General features: G+C 67.9%; 18 protein-coding genes. 12 read left to right on the top strand and 6 right to left on the bottom strand.

Translation table 11 applies throughout. The features are described from left to right. Positions 1-139: 139 nt before the first annotated feature. From M6D93_RS16190 to galE, 5 genes are all read right to left on the bottom strand, one after another. On the bottom strand, positions 140-1,066 hold the full coding sequence (locus tag M6D93_RS16190) for a carbohydrate ABC transporter permease (protein WP_249770739.1): 927 nt from the start codon (positions 1,064-1,066) through the stop codon (positions 140-142). A 1-nt stretch (position 1,067) separates the two neighbouring features. Further along, on the bottom strand, positions 1,068-2,036 hold the full coding sequence (locus tag M6D93_RS16185; RefSeq protein ID WP_249770737.1) for a carbohydrate ABC transporter permease: 969 nt from the start codon (positions 2,034-2,036) through the stop codon (positions 1,068-1,070). 10 nt (positions 2,037-2,046) lie between these two features. After that, the gene (locus tag M6D93_RS16180) at positions 2,047-3,393 is read right to left on the bottom strand and encodes an ABC transporter substrate-binding protein (RefSeq protein ID WP_249770735.1); all 1,347 of its coding nucleotides are present in this window, start codon (positions 3,391-3,393) and stop codon (positions 2,047-2,049) included. A 326-nt stretch (positions 3,394-3,719) separates the two neighbouring features. Beyond that, complete coding sequence (gene galK, locus M6D93_RS16175) at positions 3,720-4,796, bottom strand: galactokinase (protein ID WP_249770733.1); 1,077 nt, start codon at positions 4,794-4,796, stop codon at positions 3,720-3,722. A 75-nt stretch (positions 4,797-4,871) separates the two neighbouring features. Then, a complete protein-coding gene (gene galE / locus M6D93_RS16170; RefSeq protein WP_347343682.1) occupies positions 4,872-5,849 on the bottom strand; it encodes a UDP-glucose 4-epimerase GalE in 978 nt (325 codons plus the stop codon). A 140-nt stretch (positions 5,850-5,989) separates the two neighbouring features. On the opposite strand from galE, the gene M6D93_RS16165 reads away from it, so the two are divergent. The 5 genes from M6D93_RS16165 (at position 5,990) to M6D93_RS16145 (ending at position 11,533) form a co-directional block, all read left to right on the top strand. Continuing rightward, on the top strand, positions 5,990-7,375 hold the full coding sequence (locus M6D93_RS16165; protein ID WP_249770729.1) for a hemolysin family protein: 1,386 nt from the start codon (positions 5,990-5,992) through the stop codon (positions 7,373-7,375). 92 nt (positions 7,376-7,467) lie between these two features. Beyond that, positions 7,468-8,832: a lytic transglycosylase domain-containing protein gene (locus M6D93_RS16160; RefSeq protein WP_249770727.1), complete on the top strand. Its 1,365-nt coding sequence runs from the start codon at positions 7,468-7,470 to the stop codon at positions 8,830-8,832. Positions 8,833-8,849: 17 nt separating this feature from the next. Beyond that, positions 8,850-9,896 carry a tryptophan--tRNA ligase gene (trpS, locus tag M6D93_RS16155; protein WP_249770725.1) on the top strand — a complete coding sequence of 349 codons (1,047 nt, stop codon included), beginning with the start codon at positions 8,850-8,852 and terminating at the stop codon, positions 9,894-9,896. 30 nt (positions 9,897-9,926) lie between these two features. Continuing rightward, complete coding sequence (locus tag M6D93_RS16150; protein ID WP_249770723.1) at positions 9,927-10,451, top strand: 2'-5' RNA ligase family protein; 525 nt, start codon at positions 9,927-9,929, stop codon at positions 10,449-10,451. Further along, positions 10,451-11,533, top strand: coding sequence for a YhjD/YihY/BrkB family envelope integrity protein (locus tag M6D93_RS16145; protein WP_249770721.1), 1,083 nt, complete (start codon positions 10,451-10,453; stop codon positions 11,531-11,533). Before M6D93_RS16150 ends, M6D93_RS16145 begins: the two co-directional genes overlap by 1 nt. Here the strand turns inward: M6D93_RS16145 and M6D93_RS16140 are convergent. Next, positions 11,451-12,812 (bottom strand): D-alanyl-D-alanine carboxypeptidase family protein, encoded by a 1,362-nt coding sequence (locus M6D93_RS16140; RefSeq protein WP_249770719.1) that lies wholly within the window; start codon positions 12,810-12,812, stop codon positions 11,451-11,453. The two genes, M6D93_RS16145 and M6D93_RS16140, sit on opposite strands and share 83 nt — an antisense overlap. Before the next feature lie 64 nt (positions 12,813-12,876). Here M6D93_RS16140 and M6D93_RS16135 point away from each other — a divergent pair, with 64 nt between their 5' ends. From M6D93_RS16135 to M6D93_RS16105, 7 genes are all read left to right on the top strand, one after another. After that, entirely contained in the window at positions 12,877-13,098 is a 222-nt protein-coding gene (locus M6D93_RS16135; protein WP_347343681.1) for an SCO4848 family membrane protein, read from the top strand. A 33-nt stretch (positions 13,099-13,131) separates the two neighbouring features. Next, a complete protein-coding gene (glpK, locus tag M6D93_RS16130) occupies positions 13,132-14,646 on the top strand; it encodes a glycerol kinase GlpK (RefSeq protein WP_249770715.1) in 1,515 nt (504 codons plus the stop codon). Positions 14,647-14,739: 93 nt separating this feature from the next. Next, positions 14,740-16,434: a glycerol-3-phosphate dehydrogenase/oxidase gene (locus M6D93_RS16125; RefSeq protein ID WP_347343680.1), complete on the top strand. Its 1,695-nt coding sequence runs from the start codon at positions 14,740-14,742 to the stop codon at positions 16,432-16,434. Positions 16,435-16,700: 266 nt separating this feature from the next. Beyond that, positions 16,701-17,813: a BMP family lipoprotein gene (locus M6D93_RS16120; protein WP_249770711.1), complete on the top strand. Its 1,113-nt coding sequence runs from the start codon at positions 16,701-16,703 to the stop codon at positions 17,811-17,813. 178 nt (positions 17,814-17,991) lie between these two features. Next, the gene (locus M6D93_RS16115) at positions 17,992-19,575 is read left to right on the top strand and encodes an ABC transporter ATP-binding protein (protein WP_249770709.1); all 1,584 of its coding nucleotides are present in this window, start codon (positions 17,992-17,994) and stop codon (positions 19,573-19,575) included. Then, positions 19,572-22,079, top strand: coding sequence for an ABC transporter permease subunit (locus M6D93_RS16110; RefSeq protein WP_249770707.1), 2,508 nt, complete (start codon positions 19,572-19,574; stop codon positions 22,077-22,079). The genes M6D93_RS16115 and M6D93_RS16110 overlap by 4 nt, the downstream gene beginning before the upstream one ends. Positions 22,080-22,115: 36 nt before the next feature. After that, on the top strand, positions 22,116-22,535 hold the full coding sequence (locus M6D93_RS16105) for a cytidine deaminase (protein WP_249770705.1): 420 nt from the start codon (positions 22,116-22,118) through the stop codon (positions 22,533-22,535). Positions 22,536-22,557: the final 22 nt, after the last annotated feature.

The raw sequence follows: 22,557 nt of genomic DNA, 5'->3' as shown, positions 1-22,557 counted from the left end.
CAGACGGCTCCGGGCCACCGTGCGCAGGGTGCGAGAACGACCGGGGAAGGTTCCCCCAGCGGCCAGCCGCCGGGTGACCGTAGTCGATCACCCGGCGGGGCCAGTTGTGTGACCGGGACGAACTCCCGGGCCCGAATCGCTAGCCCTTCGACGCCCCCAGCGTGAGGCCGGCGACGAACTGCCTCTGCAGCGCGAAATAGATGACCAGCGTCGGAATGACCGTGAGCGTCGCGCCCGCGGCCAGCAGGCTGTAGTTCGACAGGAATTGGCCTTGCAGGTTGTTGATACCCGTCGTCACCGGCTGCCGGCTGCCGTCGGTGATGAACAGCAGTGGCCAGAAGAAGTCGTTGTAGATCCAGATGACTTCCAGGGTGCCCAGCGCGGCGACCGCCGGGCGGCACAACGGCAGGATGATTCGCGTGTACTGGACCCAGACGCTCGCTCCGTCCACCATGGCGGCCTCGGTGAGGTCCATGGGCAGGGCCTTCATGTAGTTCGACAGCACGAAGGTGCAGAACCCGATCTGGAACGCCGTGTCGACCAGGATGACGCTGTAGTAGGTGTTGAGCAGGGTGCCCGAGTCCGACACCGAGTACGGCAGCGAGGTGTGCTTGAACATCTCGAACAGTGGCGCCGCCAGGACCTGCGGAGGCAACAGGTTGCCCGCCGTGAACATGACCAGCAGGGTGAGGTTGAACTTCCAGGTGAACCGGCTGACCGCGAAGGCCATCATCGAGGCCAGGGCCAGGGTCAGGATCACCGAGGGGATCGCGATGTAGACGGAGTTCATGAACAGGTGGCTGAACCCACCCTGCTTCCACGCCTTGGTGAAGTTGGAGAAGCCGAACGGTCCGTGCAGGCTCCAGTAGCCGTACTTGTCGGTTGCTTCCTTGGGACGCAGCGAGGTGTAAACCGTCCACAACAGCGGCACCAGCCACACGATCGACATGACGATCAGGAAGAGGTGGGTGCCGTAATGCCGTCGGCCGACGGTGCTGCCCACGCGTTCGGTTTCGGTCGGTAGCGGATGGGAAATGTTCTCCGGCGAGGTCAACGAGGTCGACACGTCAGCTCTCCTTCCGGAAGGTGCGAACCAGGTAGAAGATGATCGGCACCAGCGAGATCACCAGCAGGATCACCGCGAGCGCGGAACCCAGACCGATGATCTGACCCTCGCCGACCAGGTTCTGAATGACCAGAGCGCTGATGAGTTCCAGTCCATTGGTGCCGCGGTTGATGACGTAGACGATGTCGAAGGCCCGCAGCGACTCGATGATCGTGATGACGACGATGACGATGTTGATCGGGCGCATGGCGGGGAACACCACGCGGAAGAAGGTCTGGACCGCGCTGGCGCCGTCGATCGCGGCCGCTTCACGCAGTGACGGGTCGACACCCTTCAGCCCGGCTAGGTACAGGATCATGATGTAGCCGGCGTGCCGCCAGGTCGCCGCGACGAGGGCGGCCCAGAGGTTGACGTTGGAATCGCCGAACCAGTCGATCGCGTTGGACTTGCCCGACGTCCCCAGCAGGTGGTTCAGGATGCCGTTGTCGCGGGAGTAGACCAGCTGCCAGATCACGCCGACCAGGACCAGCGACAGCATGACCGGCGTGAAGAAGATGCTCTGGTAGATCCGGCTGCCCTTGATCTTCTGGTCCAGCAGGACCGCCAGCAGAAGCCCGATCGGGGTGGCGATGAAGCCGAGGAACAACAGCCAGATGATGTTGTGCCGGACCGCCGGCCAGAACGGCGGGTAGTCGTGCACCACGAAGCTGTAGTTCGACAGTCCGGCGTTGCGGATGTTGCTGAGAGCTAGGCCGTTCCACTTCGTGAACGACAACCCGATCGACAGGCCCGTCGGCAGCCACACAAGCAGCAGCTCGATGAGGGTCGGGATGGCCACCATGATTCCCAGCACGACCTTGTCGCGCGAGGTGAGCCTGGAGACTTTGCGGTTTCCGGCCTTGCGCCGGCGAGCGGGAGTCCGCTCGCCGGCGTCGGGCCGAACACCGACCAACGGTAGGTCGCTGCTCACGAAGCACTCCTCACTGGCTGGCGTACAGGGTCTTGGCCTGAGCCTCGAGGTTCTTGGTGTCGTACGTGCCGTCCTTGATGAAGGCCTGCAATGCGGGAATCATGACGTTGTTCGCCATCGCTGGCAAGGCGTCGCGGTCGAAGAACTGGCTGATCGACTTGGCGTTGGCGATGGCTTCCGCGCACTTCTTGTTCAGATCGGTGAACGTGGAGGTGTCGGCGCCCTTGGCGGTGGCGATGTTGGACGTGTCGATCTTGGCGTAGGCGTCCTGGCCCTCGGCCGAGCCGATGTATTCGAGCAGCGCGACGGCAGCGCCGTTGTCGCCGCCCTTCTTCGACAGCATGAAGCCGTCGATGGGCGCCTCGATCGCGTCCTGGCCCTCGACCGCGATGGCCGGGAACGGGAAGAAGTCGATGTCGGCCAGGACGGTCTTGTCGGTGAACTGCTGGGTGACGAAGGATCCGAGCAGGTACATGCCTGACTTCTTCTTGGCCAGCGTCTGAGCCGACTCCTCCCAGGTCATGCCGAGGGCGGCCTTGTCCTGGTAGGGCAGCAGCGCCTTCCAGTTGTCGAAGACGTCCTTGACCTTCTGCTGGTCCCACGACACCTTGTGGGCGCAGAGGTCGACGTGGAACTGGTAGCCGTTGGTCCGCATGTTGATGTAGTCGAAGGTGCCCATCGCGGGCCAGCCGTCCTTGTCGCCGAAGGCGATCGGGGTCAGACCGTCCTTCTGCATCTGTGCGCACAGGGTCTTGAGCTGGTCGAAGGTGGTCGGGACCTGGTAGCCCTTGGCGGCCCAGACGCTCTTGCGGTAGAAAAAGCCCCAGGGGTAGTTGTAGTTGGGCACGAAGTACTTCTTGCCGTCGTCGCCGGTCGATGCCTTGGCGATGGCGTCGGAGAAGTTGGCGCCGATCTTGGACCACACCTCGTCCAGCGGTGCGGCCAGACCCTGCTTGGCGTAGTAGCGCATGCGGTAGCCGGCGAACCACGTGAACACATCGTCCGGGCTGCCCTGCAGATACGTGGAGATCTTGTTCTGGAAGTCGTTGTGGGCGACGGTGTTGATGCTGACCTTGTCGCCGGTCTTGGTCTGGAACGCGTCGATCATCGCCTGGATGGCGCGCTTGGGAACGTCGTCGGAGCCGCTCGAGCCGAGCGAGGTCGACTTCGAGGTCGTGTTGACGCTCGCGCTACCGCCGGCGCTGGGCTTGCTGCCACCGGTGCAGGCGGCGAGTACAGGAGCCGCGGCGATGGCGCCGGCGCCTACCCCCAGGCCCTTCAACACGGTTCGCCGACTGAAACCGGACGCGCTCGACGCTCCGAGCTCGGGGGTCGACGCGGACTCTTGCGGGGCCATTGATCCTCCTGAGGGAACGAACGTGAGGCTGATCACGGCCTCACAGAAGTAATCATCATTCAGCAGAATCAAACGTCCAAAGTCAAGAGTTTGGTCAACGCATTCAGCAACTTTGCCGGATCGTGACCGAAGTATGGCCTATTTGTCCGGGTATCGGCCGGGACCGGATGTTTGTTTATGTTGAATTGCCGTCGCACGGATCGTCATGGGTCCGATGTGCGGACGTGTGCGGTCACCGCCCGGACCTCGGCCGAACACGTATGCGAAACAGGACGATGCGACGCTCGTCGGTTCGGCGGCAGGCCTTCAGGCTTGGGCGGGAGGGTTCAGCCGAGCCGGTGCGTACCCCGCGCGGGGGTCACGGTGAAGCTCGCGGGCGTTGCGTAACCCCGCCCGGCGAAGGCCCCCTCCACCCCGATCGCGGCGGCCCGAGCCTGAGCGGGCTCGAGCAGGCCGATCGCGCAGCCACCGAAACCGCCGCCGGTGATCCGGGCACCGTAGGCCCCGAAGGCCAGCAGCACTTCGACGGCGAGGTCCACCTCGGGGACCGAGACCTCGAAGTCGTCGCGCAGGCTCACGTGGGAGGCCGTCAGCAGCGGCCCCACCGCGGGAACCTGGCCGGCCCGCAGCAGCTCGGCGGCGGCCAGGGTGCGGTCGTTCTCCGTGATGACGTGCCGGGCGCGCTTGCGTAGCACCTCCGAGTCGAGCGTGACCATCGCCGCCTCGAGATCGTCCAGGCCCACATCGCGCAGCGCCCGCACGCCCAGCTGGCGGGCGGCCTCCTCGCAGCTGGCGCGGCGCTCGGCGTAGGCGCCGTCCACCAGCTGGTGCGGGGCCTTGGAGTCCACCACGAGCAGGGTCAGTCCCAGGGCGTCGAGGTCGAACGGGAGGGACTCCACCGACAGCGAGCGCATGTCGCACAGGAGCACATGACCCGCGTCGCCGAACACCGACGCGAGCTGGTCCAGGCCGCCGGTCGGAGCGCCGACGAAGTCGTTCTCCGACTGCCGCGCGACCGCCACCAGTTCCTCACGGCTGAGGTGCACGCCGGCGAGGTCCGCTGCGGCGGCGGCCACCGCGCACTGCAGGGCCGCCGAGGAGGACAGCCCGGCCCCGACAGGGACATCACTGTCAATGGTCACCGACAGCCCGGGCAGTTCGTGGCCGCGCTCGATCAGTGCCCAGATCGAGCCGGCGACGTAGGCGGCCCACGCGTCCTCGCCGCTCAGTGCCCCCGGCTTCAGACGGGCGAGCTCGACCTCGACGGGACGGTCGCGTTGCGCCGACACGATCTCCAGCACCGGGTCGTCCACCGCGGAGACCGTCGCGTCACACCCCTGCGGAATGGCCAGCGGCATGCAGAAACCATCGTTGTAGTCGGTGTGTTCACCGATGAGGTTCACGCGTCCGGGCGACCGCCACGAAACCGGACCCGATCCGGTCGTAGCTGAGGCAGACGAGGCAGATGAGCTCACGGGCTAACCCTGCCGGACCGACTGGGCGAACGTCCAGGCGTCGCTGACCATTCGGGTCAGGTCCAGGGCCGGCGACCAGCCCAGCACGTGGCGCGCCCGCTCGTTGGAGGCGATCAGGACTGCAGGGTCACCAGGGCGTTTGTCGGCCTCGGCCACCGGGGTCGGCATGCCGGTCACGGTGCGCACGGCCTCGACGACCTCTCGCACGGAGTCGCCGGACCCGGAGCCGAGATTGCAGATCAGATGCTCGGCGGCATGGGACTCGGTCCACTGCAGCGCGCGCAGGTGAGCGTCGGCCAGATCGAGGACGTGGATGTAGTCGCGCACACAGGTGCCGTCCGGCGTGGGGTAGCTGGTACCGAAGATGTTCAGCGCCGGTCGCCGGCCGGCCGCGACCTGCAGGGCGATCGGAATGAGGTGGGTCTCGACCGCGTGCCGTTCACCGAAAGAAACGGCGTCGGTGTGCAGGGCGCCGGCCACGTTGAAGTAGCGCAGGCTGACCGCGGCGAACCCGTGCGCGTTCGCGTAGCTGGTGAGCATGTGGTCGACCGCGAGCTTGCTGGCGCCGTAGGGATTCGTCGGTGCCGTGGGGGCGTCCTCCACGATCGGCACGCTCTGGGGCTCACCGTAGGTCGCCGCGGTGGAGGAGAAGACGATCCGGCGGACGTCGTGCTCGCGCATCGTCTCCAGCAGGGCCAGCGAACCACCTACGTTGTTGTCCCAGTAGAGCTGGGGCTGAGCGACCGATTCGGCCACCAGCGACTTGGCCGCGCAGTGCACGACGGTCTCGAATCCCCCGGCCGCGAAGGCGTTTCCGGCTTCGGTGATCGAGGCTTCGACGAACTCCGCCCCGGCCGGGACCGCGTCGGCGTGCCCGGTGGAGAGGTTGTCGAGCACGGTCACCTGATGGCCGCCGGCCAGCAGTTGGGCCGAGATCACACTGCCCACATAACCGGCGCCGCCGGTCACCAACACTCGCATAGCCTTCATGCCTCCGAAGTACGAACCGAGCCGCTGACCTTACACTCGGGCTTACACCGGACGGTTGCCACCGAAACGCCGCCGCCCGCCCCGAGGCCCCGCAGCGAAACCCGCAGTGAAGAAGGAGACGCCCGCCCGTCATGAACGGCACTCTCCTCAACGTCGCGATCGTCCTCGGCCTGATCGTGGTGGAAGGCCTTTTTGTGGCGGCCGAAATCGCGCTGGTGTCACTGCGCGAGGGTCAGGCGAAGGCCCTGGCCGAGACCGGGCGCCGGGGTCAGTCGGTCGCCCGGTTGCTGTCGGACCCGAACCGCTTCCTGGCCGCTGTCCAGATCGGCGTCACGTCCACCGCCCTGCTGTCGTCGGCCTTCGGCGCGGTCACTCTGTCCGAGGCCGCCAAGCAGGCGCTGATCGAGCGCGGAGTGGGCAAGACCCTCGCCGGGGTGATCGGGATCGTCGGTGTCACGCTGGTCATCTCGCTGGTGACCCTGGTCCTGGGCGAACTCGCCCCCAAGCGGCTGGGCCTGCAGCGGCCGGAGAACACCGCGCTGTTCTTCGGACCCACCCTGGACCGGATGGCTCGACTGCTCCGGCCGGTCATCTGGATGCTGTCGGCGAGCACGAACGGTGTCGTCCGGATCCTCGGCGGCGACCCCAAGGCCGGCCGCGACATGATCAGTGAGGAAGAACTGCGTGGTTTGGTCGCCGCTCACGAGTCGTTGTCCTCGGACGAACGACGGCTGATCGACGACGTCTTCGCCGCCGGGGAGCGCACTGTGAGTCACGTGATGATCTCGCGCACCGAGGTCACCTTCCTCGAAGGAGGCACGACGATCAGCCGGGCTGCCAGGCTGGCCGGCGATTCCCCGCACTCGCGGTACCCGGTGACCGGGCAGAGCAACGACGACGTCCTGGGCTTCGTGCACATCCGCGACCTGATCCTGGGAGCGCCGGGGGTGGATCCCTCACACGACCGCGCTCGGGTCGTCGCCGACCTGGTGCGTGACATCAAAGTCCTGCCCGGATCGAAGAACGTCCTGGCGGCGCTGAGCGAAATGCGCCGCGAGGGGCACCACATGGCCATCGTCGTCGACGAATACGGAGGCACCGACGGCATCGTGACCCTCGAGGACCTGATCGAGGAGATCATCGGCGACATCCGCGACGAGTACGACAACGAGGACGACGAGTCCCGCCGGCTCACCGGGGGTGTGGTCGAGCTGGACGCCCGCCTGAACCTCGACGAGTTCGCCTCCTACACCGGCCTGGAACTGCCCGAAGGCCCCTACGAGACGGTGGCGGGCTTCGTGATGGCTCGCCTCGGACGCTTGCCGAAGGTCGGCGACGAGGTCACCGTGAACCAGCGACTGCTGCAGGTCATCGAGGTCGACGGCCGCCGGACGGCACGGATCCGGGTGCAGCCGTTGCCGAGTGCCGACTCCGGCGCCGATCCCGCGTCGGCCGGTCCCGAGCGACCGGCTCAGGGGCAGCCGGGCAGCGATGACGGATCTGTAATTCACCGCTAATTTGCTGGAATCGGTGGTACTCCTCACGTATCAGCGTGATGATCTGATGACACCGCTCAAGTAAGCATCCGTTCCGCCGTTTGGTTAATAACGTGGCCCACCCTCGTTTCGCAGCCGGATTGATCCGACCGACGATCCCCGTTCCCGGGATCGTCCGGCGGGCACTGCGCCGACCCTCAGCCGTCGGTCTGACGGCCACAGCGGTCACGTTGCTGCTGCTGTGTGGCCCGTTCGGCCCGGCGGGAAGTCCCGGCCGGCCGATCGCCGCCGACGCCGCGGTCGCCCCATCCGCCGGCCGAACGTCCTGGGTGCCGGCCGACGTGGTCCCGACCGCGTCGACCAACGTCCCGGCGGAGCCGACGACGTCGGCGGCACCCCAGCCCGGTGCCACGTCCAGCGCGCCGCGGTTCCAGCTGGTGGCGGCCACGGACGTCGGTTCGCTCGGTATCCCGGAACTGGTGCTCAAGGCCTATCACCACGCGGCCGACGTGGTGAAGGCCGAGGATCGCTCGTGCCATCTGCCGTGGTGGCTGCTGGCCGGTATCGGTCACACCGAATCCGGCCACGCCGAGTCGGGTCGCCTCTACGTGGACGGCACCACCCGCGGACGCATCCTCGGCCCGGTACTGAACGGCTCCATCGCCGGCGATGCGGTGATCACCGACACCGATCACGGCGTCCTGGACGGCGACACGAGCTACGACCGCGCGGTTGGGCCGATGCAGTTCATCCCGAGTACCTGGGCCGGCTGGGGCGCGGACGGCAACGGTGACGGCAAGAAGGACCCGAACAACGTCTTCGACGCGACGCTGGCCGCTGGTCACTACCTGTGCGCCGGCGGGCGTGATCTGGCGACGTCGGCCGGTCTGGCCGCAGCCGTGCTCAGCTACAACAACAACGCCAGCTACCTCAACACCGTGCTGACCTGGGGACGCGCCTACCGCACCGGGGCGGTCGCCACCGACGGGTCCTTGCTGCCGGTCGTCACCGATGTGACCAAGGTGAAGCCGAAGCCGACCGAGAGCCCGTACGGCACCGAGCCGATCGCCGACCCGAGCCCGACCCACCGCCCGGGCCCCCGAGTTCCGTCCACCGGGCCGTCCGGCTCGGCATCGAGCTCGGCTTCGAGCTCGGCTTCGAATTCGCGGCCACCGTTGCCGTGCCCGACGGCCAGCGCGACACCGACCGCCACCCCGACGAGCGGGTCGCCGACTGCTTCGACGACAGCATCGACCGACCTCCGGTCGAGCATCGCGGCGCGGATCTCGGCGAGGCTGTCGGCGAGGCTGTCGGCCGGCGCATCGTCCTCGGGGTCGGCAGGATCGTCCGGCTCCGGCGCCACCTCGGCGGTTGGAGCGGACGGCTCGGCAGCGGGCCCGGCCGCGGCCGGCGCCACGACCACGGGCGCCGCTTCGGTCCCGGGTGCGTCGGGGTCGACAGGGTCGGCCTGCGGCTGAATGCGAAGATGGGCGCTGTGAGCTCAGCGAGTGCCCGTCCGCGTGTCCTGTCCGGAATCCAGCCCACCGGCGATTCCATGCAACTCGGCAACTACCTGGGGGCGGTCAAGAACTGGGTAACGATGCAGGACGGCTACGACGCCTACTACTGCGTCGTCGATCTGCATGCGATCACCCTGGATCCTCCCGAGCCGGCCGCGCTGCGGGAACGGACCCGGATCGTGGCGGCGCAGCTGATAGCCGCGGGCCTGGACCCGGACCGGTGTGCACTGTTCGTGCAATCGCATCTGCCCGAACACCCTCAGCTGTCGTGGGTGTTGGAATGCCTGACCGGATTCGGTGAGGCGAACCGAATGACGCAGTTCAAGGACAAGTCGGCCCGCGGCGGCGCGGATCGCCAGGGCGTCGGCCTGTTCACCTACCCGATCCTGCAGGCGGCCGACATCCTGCTGTACCAGGCCGATTACGTACCCGTCGGGGAGGACCAGCGCCAGCACCTGGAGCTGACCCGCACCCTGGCCCAGCGCTTCAACAGCCGCTACGGCCAGACCTTTACCGTTCCGGACGCCTACATCCCCAAAGCCGCGGCCAAGATCCTCGATCTGCAGGACCCGAGCGCGAAGATGTCGAAGTCACGACCGGACGCGGGCACCATCTACCTCGCCGATGACGCGGCGACGATCAGCAAGAAGCTCAAGCGAGCGGTGACGGATCTGGACGGCGAGATCCGTTTCGACGAGGCGCACAAGCCCGGGGTGTCGAACCTGATCGCCATTCACGCCGCCTTCACCGGACTGAGCATCGAGGCCGTGGAGGCGGAATTCGCCGGCCAGGGCTACGGCCGGCTCAAGGGCGCCGTGGCCGAGTCGGTGATCGCGTTTGCTCAGCCGTTCGCGGCCCGCACGGCCGAGTTGCTGGACGACCCGGCCGAGCTGGACCGGCTGCTCGCCCACGGCGCCGCCAAGGCCGCGGCGGTTGCGTCGGTCACGTTGTCGCGAGCCTACGAAGCGGTCGGCTTCCTGCCGCCGGTGCACCAGACCTCGGTGGCGGCGAGCGCTCGATGAGCCGCCGATCGGGCCAGTAGGGTGACCAGGATGACCGACATGATCACGATCGGCGTCGCCATCGCGATCCCCGAGCCGCATGCGACGGTCCTGTCCGAATGGCGCCGCCGAGTCGGCGATCCGGAGGCTTCGCGGATCCCGACCCACGTCACGCTGTTGCCTCCGACCGAGTTCGCCCAGGACGAGCTGGCCAAGATCGAGGACCATCTGGCCTGGGCGGCCGAGCAGGTCGGTCCGTTCGTGATGCGGCTGTCGAGTACCGGAACGTTTCGGCCGGTCTCGCAGGTGGTCTTCGTCCAGGTCTCAGCAGGTATCGCCGAATGTGAGCTGTTGGAACGGGCCGTGCGCAAGGACCCGATCGTGCGCGAGGTGGAGTTTCCTTACCACCCGCACGTGACGGTCGCGCACGACATCGGCGACGCGGCGCTCGATGAGGCGTTCGAGGCGCTGCGTGAGTTCGTCGCCCAGTTCCGGGTCGCCTCGTTCGTCATGTACTGCCAGGACCCGGATCGGACCTGGCACGCCCGCCGGGAGTTCGCACTCACGGGGTCCTGATGGGCATCGGGGATCGGATCGGTGGGATGCGCCGACGTGCCGCTGACGCGTGGCTTTCACTGAAGGAACGGCGTCCCGGCATCGCCCACGTAGTGCGGGGCTATCAGCATTACAAGCTCAACCACGGTGACCATCTGGCCGCGGCGATCACGTATTTCAGCTTTCTGGCGCTGTTCCCGCTGATCCTGCTCGGGGCGGCCATCCTCGGCTTCGTGCTGGCCTCTCACCCTGGCCTGGCCAATGATCTGTACAAGTCCATCAACGACAACGTGCCCGGCAGTTTCGGGGGCACGATCACGACCACCGTCAAGACCGCGATCAACAACCGCGCCGGAGTCGGCCTGGTCGGCCTGGTCGGCCTGCTGCTGACCGGGCTCGGCTGGATCGCCAACCTGCGCACCGCCATCGACACCGTGTGGGGGCTGCCGCCGGCCAAACGATCCTTCCTTGCGGCCAAGCTGTCCGACGCGATGGTGTTGATCGGGCTCGGCCTGGGCATCGTGGTCTCGCTCGGGGTCACGGCCGGGGGTACCGCCGCGGGCGGGCTCCTGCTGCGCAAGCTGGGCCTGAACGACGTGACCGGGGCGGGCACCGTCACCGCACTGCTGGGCATCGCGCTCGGCATCCTGGGCAGCATGCTCGTCTTCGGCTGGCTGCTGATCCGGTTGCCGGACGTCGAGGTGGCACGAACCGTGGCCTGGCGCACCACGCTGATCGCGGCGATCGGCTTCGAGGTACTGAAGCTGGTCGGGACGATCTACATCGAGCGGGCCACCAAGTCCCCGGCGGTCGCCGTGATCGCGCCGGTGCTGGGGATTCTCATCTGGATCGACCTCGTCTCGAGGTATCTGCTGTTCTGCGTGGCGTGGGCGGCCACCGCGCGACCGGTGTCCCAACCGGAACTGCTGGTCGATGAGGTGCCGTCGTCGTTGGCGCGCGCACGGGCTGAGCGGCCCGGCCCGCCGCCGGTTTCGCCGATCGGACTCGCGGCCGGGTTGATCAGCGCCGGCGCGGCGATCGGCGGCGCAGGCGTCGCCGCCCTGCAGCGCCGACGGCAGCGGCAATCACCACCGTCACGCTGATCGCCGCCAGCGCTCCGCGCTGCAGCCAGGCCGCCGACGTTGGCCGCACCACGGTGGCCTGCGTCGCCCCGTCGGGTCTCGCGGCCTTCGGGTGGCCCTCGGCCGGCGTCGGGCTCGATCCGATGGGCGTGCTGGGATTGGGCGCCGCGGCTTTGGATGCAGGACCGTTGGTTATGGCCCCCGCGAGCTTCCCCACGGGTTGGACGCTGCGGGGCAGGGCCAGCGCCCACTCGAACAGCGCCTGAGCCTGCTGGTACTGGTCGACGGGCCAGCGCTGATTGCGCAGGAACACGATGCCCAGCCGGCGTCCGCCGCGCTGAAGCGCGCAGATGTAGGTGTGCAGCGCGGCGTCGGTATAGCCGGTCTTGGCGACCAATGCCCCGGGGACGCCGTCGAGGAAGTCGGCTGACTGGTTGTCGAACTCATAACCGCCGACCGACCCGAACCTGCTCCGCTTCGGGGGATAGCTCGCCTTGCGGGCCTGGTCGTAGGCGAGGAAGCGTGGATTGGCCAGCGCCGCCCGCAGCACCAGGCTCATGTCGTAGGCGGAGGTCAGCTGTTGCCAGCCGTCCAAACCGGACGGCGTCTGGACGTAGGTGTCGTAGGCGCCGAGCCGCGCGGCCTCGGCGTTCATCTGCGCCACCGTCTGCGCCACCCCGCCGTTGGCCTCGGCCAGGGCCTGCGCCGCGTCATTGCCCGAGACCAGGAACAGGGCCTTGAACAGTTGGTCGACGCTGTAGTGGGCGCCGGCGAGCAGGCCGACGGCCGATCCCTCCGCCGAGGCGGCGGACTTGGACACCGTGATCACCCGCGAGCCGGGCAGGTGGGGCAGCACGGTCACCGCGGTGAGCGTCTTGAGGATGCTCGCCGGCTGGTAGCGGCCGTGCGGATCCCGTGCCGCCAGGATCTCGCCGGTGTCCAGGTCCGACAGCACCCACGCTTTCGCGGTGATGCTCTTGGGCAGTTTCTTCGCCCCGGCGGGGAGGATGAAGCCGCGCCGGGCCAGTTGCTGCCCGCCGGGGACGCTGCCGTCGGGGGCCAGGCCGCCCGCGGGCGGGTGGGGGTCCGGTGCCTGCGGGGAGGTACCGGGGCCGGTAGGCCGCGGGGCGGTGAGGGTCACGGTTGCGGTTGCGGTGACGGTGGGGGTGACGGTGGCCGATGGCGCCGACAGGGGCGCGGACGTGGCCGCCGGTCCGGGGGCCGCCAGGGCGCTCGTTCCGGCCATCGCCGCTAGCCCGGACAGGGCCGCCGCGTTGAGAAACGGGGTGAAACGGCGCACCGGGCCAGGCTACGGGAGACGGGTGGCAGAGGCGAAAGCGCCGCGCAGGGATAATCCAGTGGTGATGTTGTCCAAGCGGGTCTCAGGGTTCCTGATCGCGTTCGGTGTCTGGTCCTGGTGGATCTGGCCGACATTCCTGAAGAACATCTGGGGCGACACCCGCTCGTGGAACCATGGCGCGACCGGCTTCTTCCTCGTGCACCTGGTGCTCGTGGTGGTGTCGCTGGGGCTGGGCACCGCGATCGGCGCGATCGGTGTCCGGGGCTGGCGCGCCGCCGCCCGCTGATCGGTTTCCCCTTACAGACCAAGGAGTCCACCCATGGCTGACTTCGTCGGCGCGATCGACCAGGGCACCACCAGCTCCCGATTCATGATCTTCGACCATGCGGGTGACGAGCACGGCAAGCATCAGCTCGAGCACGAACAGATCCTGCCCCGGGCGGGCTGGGTCGAGCACAACCCCGTCGAGATCTGGGAGCGGTCCAGCGCGGTTCTGCAGACGGCGATCAACCAGGCCGGTCTGGCGCCGTCGGACTTCGCCGCGCTCGGCATCACCAACCAGCGCGAGACCACTGTCGTGTGGGACCGCCGGACCGGACGTCCGTACTACAACGCGATCGTCTGGCAGGACACCCGCACCGACCGGATCGCCTCGGCCTTGGAGCGCGACGGTCGCGGCGAGGTGATCCGGGCCAAGGCGGGCCTGCCCCCGGCGACCTACTTCTCGGCCGGCAAGGTGCAGTGGATCCTGGACAACGTCGACGGAGTGCGGGCCGCGGCCGAGGCCGGCGATGCCGTGTTCGGAAACACCGACACCTGGCTGATCTGGAACCTGACCGGCGGCCCGAACGGCGGCGTCCACGTGACGGACGTAACCAACGCCAGCCGGACGATGCTGATGAACCTGGAAACGCTGGACTGGGACTCCGAGCTGCTGTCCTTCTTCGGCATACCGCCGCAGATGCTGCCCGTGATCCGCCCGTCCTCCGACCCGGCCGGGTACGGCGAGATCCGCCTCCCCGCAGCGGCGGCCGGGATCAGGTTGACGGGCGACCTCGGCGATCAGCAGGCCGCGACCGTCGGGCAGGTCTGTTTCGCCCCCGGCGAGGCCAAGAACACCTACGGAACCGGCAACTTCATGCTGCTCAACACCGGCGAGGAACTCGTCCGCAGCGAGCACGGACTGCTGAGCACCGTCTGCTACCAGTTCGGTGCTGACAAACCCGTCTACGCCTTGGAAGGCTCGATCGCCGTGACCGGCTCGGCCGTGCAGTGGCTGCGCGACCAACTCGGCATCATCTCCGGAGCGTCGGAGGTGGAGACGTTGGCCCGTCAGGTCTCCGACAACGGTGGGGTGTACTTCGTGCCGGCCTTCTCGGGGCTGTTCGCCCCGTACTGGCGTTCGGACGCCCGGGGCGCGATCGTCGGGCTGTCCCGCTTCAACACGAACGCGCACCTGGCTCGCGCGACTCTGGAGTCGATCTGCTACCAGAGCAGGGACGTTTCCGAGGCGATGGAGCAGGATTCCCAGGTGAGGCTGGAGGTTCTCAAGGTCGACGGCGGCGTGACCGCCAACGACCTGTGCATGCAACTTCAGGCCGATATTCTGGGAGTTCCGGTCAGCCGGCCGGTGGTGGCGGAGACGACTGCCCTCGGTGCGGCGTACGCGGCGGGCTTGGCGGTCGGGTTCTGGAAGGACACCGATGAGCTGCGGGCGAACTGGAACGAGTCCAAGCGCTGGGAACCGTCCTGGTCCCAGGCGCAGCGCACCGATGGATACGCCGGCTGGAAGAAGGCCGTCGACCGCACCCTGGACTGGGTGGATGTCAGCTGACACCCGGCCGCGGCCGAGGCCGGCCGTCCGATTTCGTCGTCGATCACTGAGAACTCTCTCCTCGAAGGGCACCATCTCGTGAGTACAACCGCAATGTCGCCGCAGAACCGGGCCGAGGCACTGGCCGCGATGGAGACCGAGAAGGAATTCGACATCCTCATCGTCGGTGGTGGCGTGGTCGGTGCCGGCGCGGCGCTGGACGCGGTCACCCGCGGGCTGTCGACGGCCATCGTCGAGGCCCGGGACTGGGCCAGTGGCACGTCCTCGCGCTCGAGCAAGCTCATCCACGGCGGACTGCGCTATCTGGAGATGCTCGACTTCGGACTGGTGCGAGAGGCCTTGCACGAGCGCGGCTTGCTCGTGCAGCACATCGCCCCGCACCTGATCCGGCCGGTGTCCTTCCTCTACCCGCTGACCCATCGCGGCTGGGAGCGCCCCTACGTCGGCGCCGGTGTCCTGCTCTACGACACGATGGGGACGGCGGGCGGGTCGAGTCGTGGCCTGCCGCACCACCGGCACTTCTCCAAGCGCCGGGCGCTGCGCGAGGCGCCGTGCCTCAAGAGCGACGCGCTCACCGGAGCGGTCCAGTACTGGGACGCTCAGGTCGACGACGCCCGGCACACCATGACCGTGGTGCGTACCGCCGTCGACTTCGGGGCTCGGGCGGCCAATCGCACACGCGTGCTGGGCTTCCTGCGGGAGGGCGAGCGCGTCGTGGGGGCCCGCGTCGTCGATCTGGAGACCGCCCACGAGTTCGACGTGCGGGCCAAGCAGGTCATCAACGCCACCGGCGTCTGGACCGACGAGACCCAGCGAATGGCCGACACCCGCGGGCAGTTCCACGTGCGCGCGTCCAAGGGCGTGCACCTCGTGGTGCCGCGCGACCGGCTGCAGTCCACCACCGGCATCATCCTGCGGACCGAGACCTCGGTGCTGTTCGTGATCCCGTGGGGCCGGCACTGGATCATCGGGACCACCGACACCGACTGGAACCTGGACCTGGCCCATCCCGCGGCCAGTGCCCGCGACATCGATTACCTGCTCGACCAGGTCAACTCGGTGCTGTCCTCACCGCTGTCGCGCGCCGACGTCGAAGGGGTCTACGCCGGCCTCCGGCCGCTGCTGTCCGGCGAATCCGAATCGACCTCGAAGCTGTCGCGTGAACATGTGGTCGGTCACCCGGTGCCCGGTCTGGTGGTGATCGCCGGCGGCAAGTACACGACGTACCGGGTCATGGGCAAGGACGCCGTGGACGAAGCCGTGCGGGGGATGGACGCCCGGGTGCCGGACTCGTGCACCGAGCGGATTCCGCTCGTCGGCGCGGGCGGTTTCGAAGGGATCCGGAACCAGAAGCACGCTTTGGCCGCATCGTCCGGTCTGCACGTGGCGCGCATCGAGCACCTGCTCGGCCGGTACGGTTCGCTCACCCACGACCTGTTGGAGCTGGTCGCGGCGGATCCAGCACTGGCCGAGCCGCTGCCCGGGGTGGACGACTACCTGCTCGCGGAGGTCGTCTACGCGGTGACCCACGAAGGGGCACGGCATCTGGACGATGTCCTGGCGCGTCGTACGCGTGCCTCCATCGAGGCCTGGGACCGTGGCGTGTCCGCCGCACCGGTGGTCGCCGCGCTGATGAAACCGCTGCTGGGGTGGGACGCAGCTCACGCCGATACCGAGGTCGACCACTACATCGCCCGGGTCGCCGCCGAACGGGAGTCCCAGGAACAACCCGACGATGCCACCGCCGACGCGGCCCGGCTCGGTGCGGCCGACATCGTCCCGGTCTGATCGGGTCAGCGATCGTCAACGGTCCGGGGCATCATCGCGCGCCCTGGATGAAGATCTGGTCATTAGCGCTTGTTGACAGGTCCGCCGCCCAGCGCTGGGCGTTGTTCGCCGAAGGTGTCCGATGCGTCCGTAGGCCACGATCGAGCGCACAACAATCGGGTGACAAAGGCTCATCCGGTTTCAGCGGCGTCACATTGGGCGGCTAACGTTCGCAATCGATCGGAGGCAGACCGCCTCTGCGAGACGAGAATACGAGGGAGACGGTCTTGCGTCATCTCAAGTCCTACAGCGGGACGGCCGTTATCGCGACCGCGATCGCGGCAGCGCTGTTGCTGAGTGCATGCGGGTCCAAGAAGGGCAGCAGCACCACCACCACCACGACCTCCGCGGGCGGCTCGGGCGCAAGCAGCTCCGCGCCGGCGGCGACCTACACCGCGTGCATGGTCACCGACACCGGCGGTATCGACGACAAGTCCTTCAACGCTGCCGCCTGGCAGGGCATGCAGGCCGCCCAATCAGCGGGCAAGGCCAAGGTCAGCTACGTCCAGTCCAAGACCGAGACCGACTACGCCACCAACATCAAGTCGCTGCAGACCCAGAAGTGCGACCTGATCGTCACGGTCGGTGGCCTGATGGGCAACGCGACCGTGGCCGCCGCCAAGGCCGCCCCGACCCAGCACTTCGTCGAGGTCGACTCGGCCGGTAACGGCACCAACCTGCAGGGGCTGCAGTTCAACACCGCCCAGGCCGGTTTCCTGTCCGGCTACCTGGCCGCCGGCTACTCCAAGTCGGGCAAGGTTGCCACCTACGGTGGTCTCAACATCCCGCCGGTGACCGTCTACATGGACGGCTTCCAGGAGGGCATTCAGTACTACAACACCCAGAAGGGCAAGAGCGTCAGCCTGCTCGGCTGGGACGAAACCTCCCAGAAGGGCAGCTTCGCCGGTTCGTTCACCGACCAGAACAAGGGTCAGCAGCTGGCGAACAACTTCATCGCCCAGGGTGCCGACGTCATCTTCCCGGTCGCGGGTGGTACCGGCCTCGGTAGCGCCGCGATCGCCAAGTCCGGCGGCAAGGCCGTCGTCATCTGGGTCGACACCGACGGTTTCGTCTCGGCTCCGCAGTACGGCTCGGTCTTCCTGACCACGGCCGAGAAGAACATCGCCCAGGCGGTGCAGAAGGCGGTCGAGGACGGCTCCGCCGGCACCTACGCCACGACCGACTACATCGGCACCTTGGCCAACCAGGGCGTCGGGCTGGCCGACTTCCACGACTTCGCCTCCAAGGTCAACTCGACTCTGCAGAGCGAACTGAAGACGGTCGCGGCGGACATCCAGTCCGGCAAGATCACCATCAAGTCGAAGTCGCAGCCGAAGTAAGCACCCCGCTGCTGCACGACATGGTTCGCCCGGGCGCTGCGCTGGTCTCCGGACCAGCGCAGCGCCCGTGCGTTCAGGGCCGATCCGAACGGCCCCGGGTGGGTTATGGTCCGGACTGGTCGCCGTTCCCGACTCGCTCACCGTCGGGGTGAACGTCCGCACGACAGGAAGAGCAACGATGAGACTCGAGCTGCAGGGGATCACCAAGCGATTCGGTTCGCTGGTCGCCAACGACTCGATCGACCTCACCGTCGAACCGGGCGAGATCCACGCCCTGCTCGGTGAGAACGGTGCCGGCAAGTCAACGCTGATGAACGTCCTCTACGGGCTCTACCAGCCCGACGACGGCAGCATCCTCATCGATGGTCAGAAGCGCTCGTTCAGCGGGCCGGGCGACGCCCTGGCGGCGGGAATCGGCATGGTCCACCAGCACTTCATGCTGGTACCGGTGTTCACCGTCGCCGAGAACGTCATGCTCGGGCACGAGTGGACGAACGGGCCCCTGGGCCGGTTGGACCGCAAGACCGCGCGCACCCGGGTGCGTGAACTGTCCGAGCAGTACGGCCTGGCCGTGGATCCCGACGCGGTGGTCGGGGAGCTGCCGGTCGGCGTCCAGCAGCGGGTCGAGATCCTCAAGGCGCTGCTCGGCGATGCCGGCGTCTTGATCCTGGACGAGCCGACCGCGGTGCTCACGCCTCAGGAGATCGATGAACTCATCCGGGTGATGAACGAGCTGCGGGCCGAGGGCAAGTCGATCGTGTTCATCACCCACAAGCTGCGCGAGGTGAAGGCCATCGCCGACCGCATCACCGTCATCCGGCGGGGTCGGGTGGTCGGCGAGGCGGCGCCCACGTCGGGCGAGAGCGAGCTGGCCAGTCTGATGGTCGGCCGCAGCGTCAACCTGGTGGTGGACAAGGCACCGTCCCAGCCGGGCGAGGTCGCCCTGAAGCTGACCGACCTGGTGGTGGCCGATGACCGCGGCACGGTCACCGTCGAGGGAATCAGCCTGAGCGTGCACCGGGGCGAGATCGTGGCCCTCGCCGGCGTGCAGGGCAACGGCCAGGAGGAGATCGTCGAGTCGCTGCTGGGGCTGCGGATTCCGCGATCGGGGCGGATCGAGCTCAACGGCGTCGACGTCGTGGGCCGTTCGGTGGACGAGATCCTCGACAGCGGAGTGGGCTACGTGCCCGAGGACCGGCAGCACGACGGGCTGGTGGGTCCGTTCACCGTCGCCGAGAACCTGGTGCTCGACCTGTACGACGATGCCCCTTTCTCGAAGGGGCTTTCGCTGAATCTCGGCCGGATCTCCGACAATGCCCGCCAGCGCGTCGAGGAGTTCGACATCCGGACCCAGGGCATCGACAGCCCGGCGGGGAGCCTGTCCGGCGGCAATCAGCAGAAACTGGTCATCGCGCGGGAGATGTCGCGCCCGCTGAAGCTGTTCATCGCCTCCCAACCCACCCGTGGTGTGGACGTCGGCGCCCAGGAATTCATCCACAAACGCATCGTCGCCGAACGCGACAACGCCACCGCCGTGGTGCTCGTCTCGACCGAACTCGATGAGGTCCTGGCGCTGGCCGACCGCATCGTCGTCCTGTACCGCGGGCGCATCATCGGCGAGCTCCCCAGCGGCGCATCGCGCGACGCGGTCGGCCTGATGATGGCCGGCGTACCGGCCGAACAGGCCGAGGCCGAGGCCGAGCACCACCCGTCGGTGCTGGCGGAGGTTGATCACAGGATCGACAGCGAGGATTCCGAATGACCGCCAGCCAGGCGCCGACCACCGCCGAGACCACACCCGGACCTGCCGCAACAGCGAGTGGTTCGGGACGTCGACGCGTGGACAGCTGGTTGCTGACCGGGCTCGCGATCGTGCTGGCCCTGCTCATCGGTGGCCTGATGATCGTGTTCTCCGACGACAAGGTCCGCTCCGATCTCGGCTACTTCTTCCAGCACCCCACCGACTTCTTCTCCGACGCCTGGTACACCCTGCGCGACGCCTACATCGCCTTGTTCGAAGGGGCGATCTTCGATCCGAACCAGACCGGCAGCGCCAGCGAGGTCTTCACGCCGATCATGGGCACGATCTACACGGCGACGCCGCTGATCCTGGCCGGCCTCGCCGTGGCGCTCGCCTTTCGTGCGGGATTGTTCAACATCGGTGGGGAAGGCCAAGTCATCGCGGGCGCCTTCGCCTCCGGCTGGGTCGGGCTCATCGTGCAGCTCCCGCCGGTTCTGCACCTGATCCTCGCCGTGATCGCCGGGATCGCCGGTGGCGCGTTCTGGGGCTTCATCGCCGGGTTCCTCAAGGCCCGTTCGGGGGCGCACGAGGTCATCACCACGATCATGCTCAACTACGTCGCGCGCTTCGGACTGTTGTTCCTGCTGGCGCGGCCCTCCATCGTGGCGCCGGCCGACCCGCAGTCGAGCAAGCCGATCCACGGCACCGCGCGGCTGCCCCATCTGTTCGGAGCGTCGCTGCGGGTCGACCTCGGCGTGCTGCTCGCGCTGGCGGCGGCGGCGTTCGTGGCCTGGCTGCTGGTGCGCAGCACGTTGGGCTTCCAGATGCGCGCCGTGGGCGCAAACCCCGCCGCGGCACGGACCGCGGGCATGAGCGTGGGCGGCGTCACGATGATCGCGATGTCCATCGCCGGCGGCCTGGCCGGACTTGCCGGGACGACGCTGGCTCTGGGTGGCGCGACGTCCTACTCGATCACGCCGAACATCTCCTCCAACATCGGCTTCGACGCCATCACCGTCGCCCTGCTCGGCCGGAGCCGGCCGTGGGGCGTGGTCGCCGCCGGGCTGCTCTTCGGTGCGCTACGGCAGGGCGGCGCGCAGATGCAGGCCACGCCGAGCGTGCAGGCCCCGATCGACATCATCACCGTCGTGCAGGCCCTCATTGTCATCTTCATCGCCGCCCCGAAGCTCGTGCAGGCGATCTTCCGCCTCAAGCGGCTCGGACGAGCATCGCTGGACACGGCCAGCACGAACCTCGCCGTGGCGGTCGACAACGCGCGCACGGCCCGGATCCCGCGGCATGTCTCGGCGGGTGCGCTGATCACCGTGCTGGGCGTGTTCTCCCTGTGGCTGCTGGGCTTTTCCAAGCGGGTCGGGCAGAAGTCGCTGCTGCAGTTCTCGTTACCGGGCGCCAAGTTCGATCTCGGTTCCTGGGGGCCGGGCGCTCGTCCGGTCGTGATTCTGCTGAGTCTGTTGGTGATCCTGGCCGGCGTGGCCCGGATCAGCCAGCGAATTCCCGCCAAGTGGTGCGCCGCGCTGGCGATCGTCGGTCTCGTCCTGGCCGTCATGTTCTGGTCCATCGCCGGGTCCGCGAGTGGGCTGAACGTGGTGTCGCTGCTGCAGGGGATGCTGTTCCCCGCGGCCATCCCCCTCATTCTCGGCGCCCTGGCCGGCGTGATCGGCGAGCGGTCCGGAGTCGTGAACGTCGCGATCGAGGGACAGCTGCTGCTGGGCGCCTTCGTCACGGCGGTCGTGGCCAGCGTTGCCGGTTCGATCTGGCTGGGGGTCCTCGGGGGCGTGTTGGCCGGGGTCGCGCTCGGCGCGGTCCTGGCCGCCCTGGCCATCAAGTACTTCGTCGACCAGGTGATCATCGGAGTGGTACTCAACGTCTTCGCGCTGGGCCTGACCAGCTTCCTGTTCAACAAGCTGCTCAGCCCGCACGCCTCGCAGTTCAACGAGCCGGGCTACTTCACGATCTACAAGGTCCCGGTGCTCGGCGACATCCCGGTGCTCGGCGCGGTGTTCTTCTCCGGAACGATCTTTCTCTACGCCACATATGTGCTGGTTGCCGCCGTCCACTTCGGGTTGTTCCACACTCGGTGGGGCTTGCGGTTGCGGTCGGTCGGTGAGCACCCCAAGGCGGCCGACACGGTCGGGATCAACGTGGCCAGAACGCGGTTCCGGGCCGTTCTGCTGGCCGGGGCGATCGCTGGGCTCGGTGGTGCCTTCCTCGTCATCGGCGCCGGGTCACTGGGCTCCTTCCAGTTGAACATGTCCTCCGGCAAGGGGTTCATCGCGTTGGCCGCGGTGATCTTCGGACGTTGGAGCCCGAAGGGTGCGGTGCTGGCGGCCCTGCTGTTCGGTTTCGCCGACCAGTTCCAGGCGTTGCTCGCCCAGGCCGGGGCACCGATCGATCCGAACCTGTTGTTGATGTTGCCGTACCTGGCCACGCTGCTCGCGGTTGCGGGTTTCGTCGGACGGGTACGCCCACCCGCGGCCGACGGCCAGCCCTACGTGACGGGTTGAGAATCATTCGACGCGACCAGGTGAAAGGGCCGAGCCATGTCTGAACAGTCCGGGGGCGCCGCGGCGCCCGAGATCGACTGGGAGGCACTGCGGCACGCGGCCCGGGCCGCTATGCACCTGGCCTACGCGCCGTACTCGAAATACCCGGTGGGTGCCGCCGCGCTGGTCGACGACGGGCGCATCGTGTCCGGCTGCAACGTGGAGAACGCCTCCTACGGGCTCACCCTGTGCGCCGAATGCGGTCTGGTGTCGACCCTGAACGCGACCGGCGGCGGCAAGCTGGTCGCCTTCGCCTGCGTCGACCGGCACGAACAGGTGCTGATGCCCTGCGGTCGCTGCCGCCAGTTGCTCTGGGAGTTCGCCGCGCCCGGCATGGTGCTCGACACCGCCGACGGCCCGGTACCGATGACCGACATCCTGCCGCTGGCCTTCGGGCGGCAGGACCTCAACAGCTAGCCCGGGCAGGGCGCCGACGACC

The sequence above is a fragment of the Jatrophihabitans telluris genome (assembly GCF_023516435.1).
Classification (GTDB): domain Bacteria; phylum Actinomycetota; class Actinomycetes; order Mycobacteriales; family Jatrophihabitantaceae; genus Jatrophihabitans_A; species Jatrophihabitans_A telluris.
The sequence above is the reverse complement of the archived record's forward strand: the minus strand, read 5'-3'. Positions and strand labels throughout refer to the sequence as shown.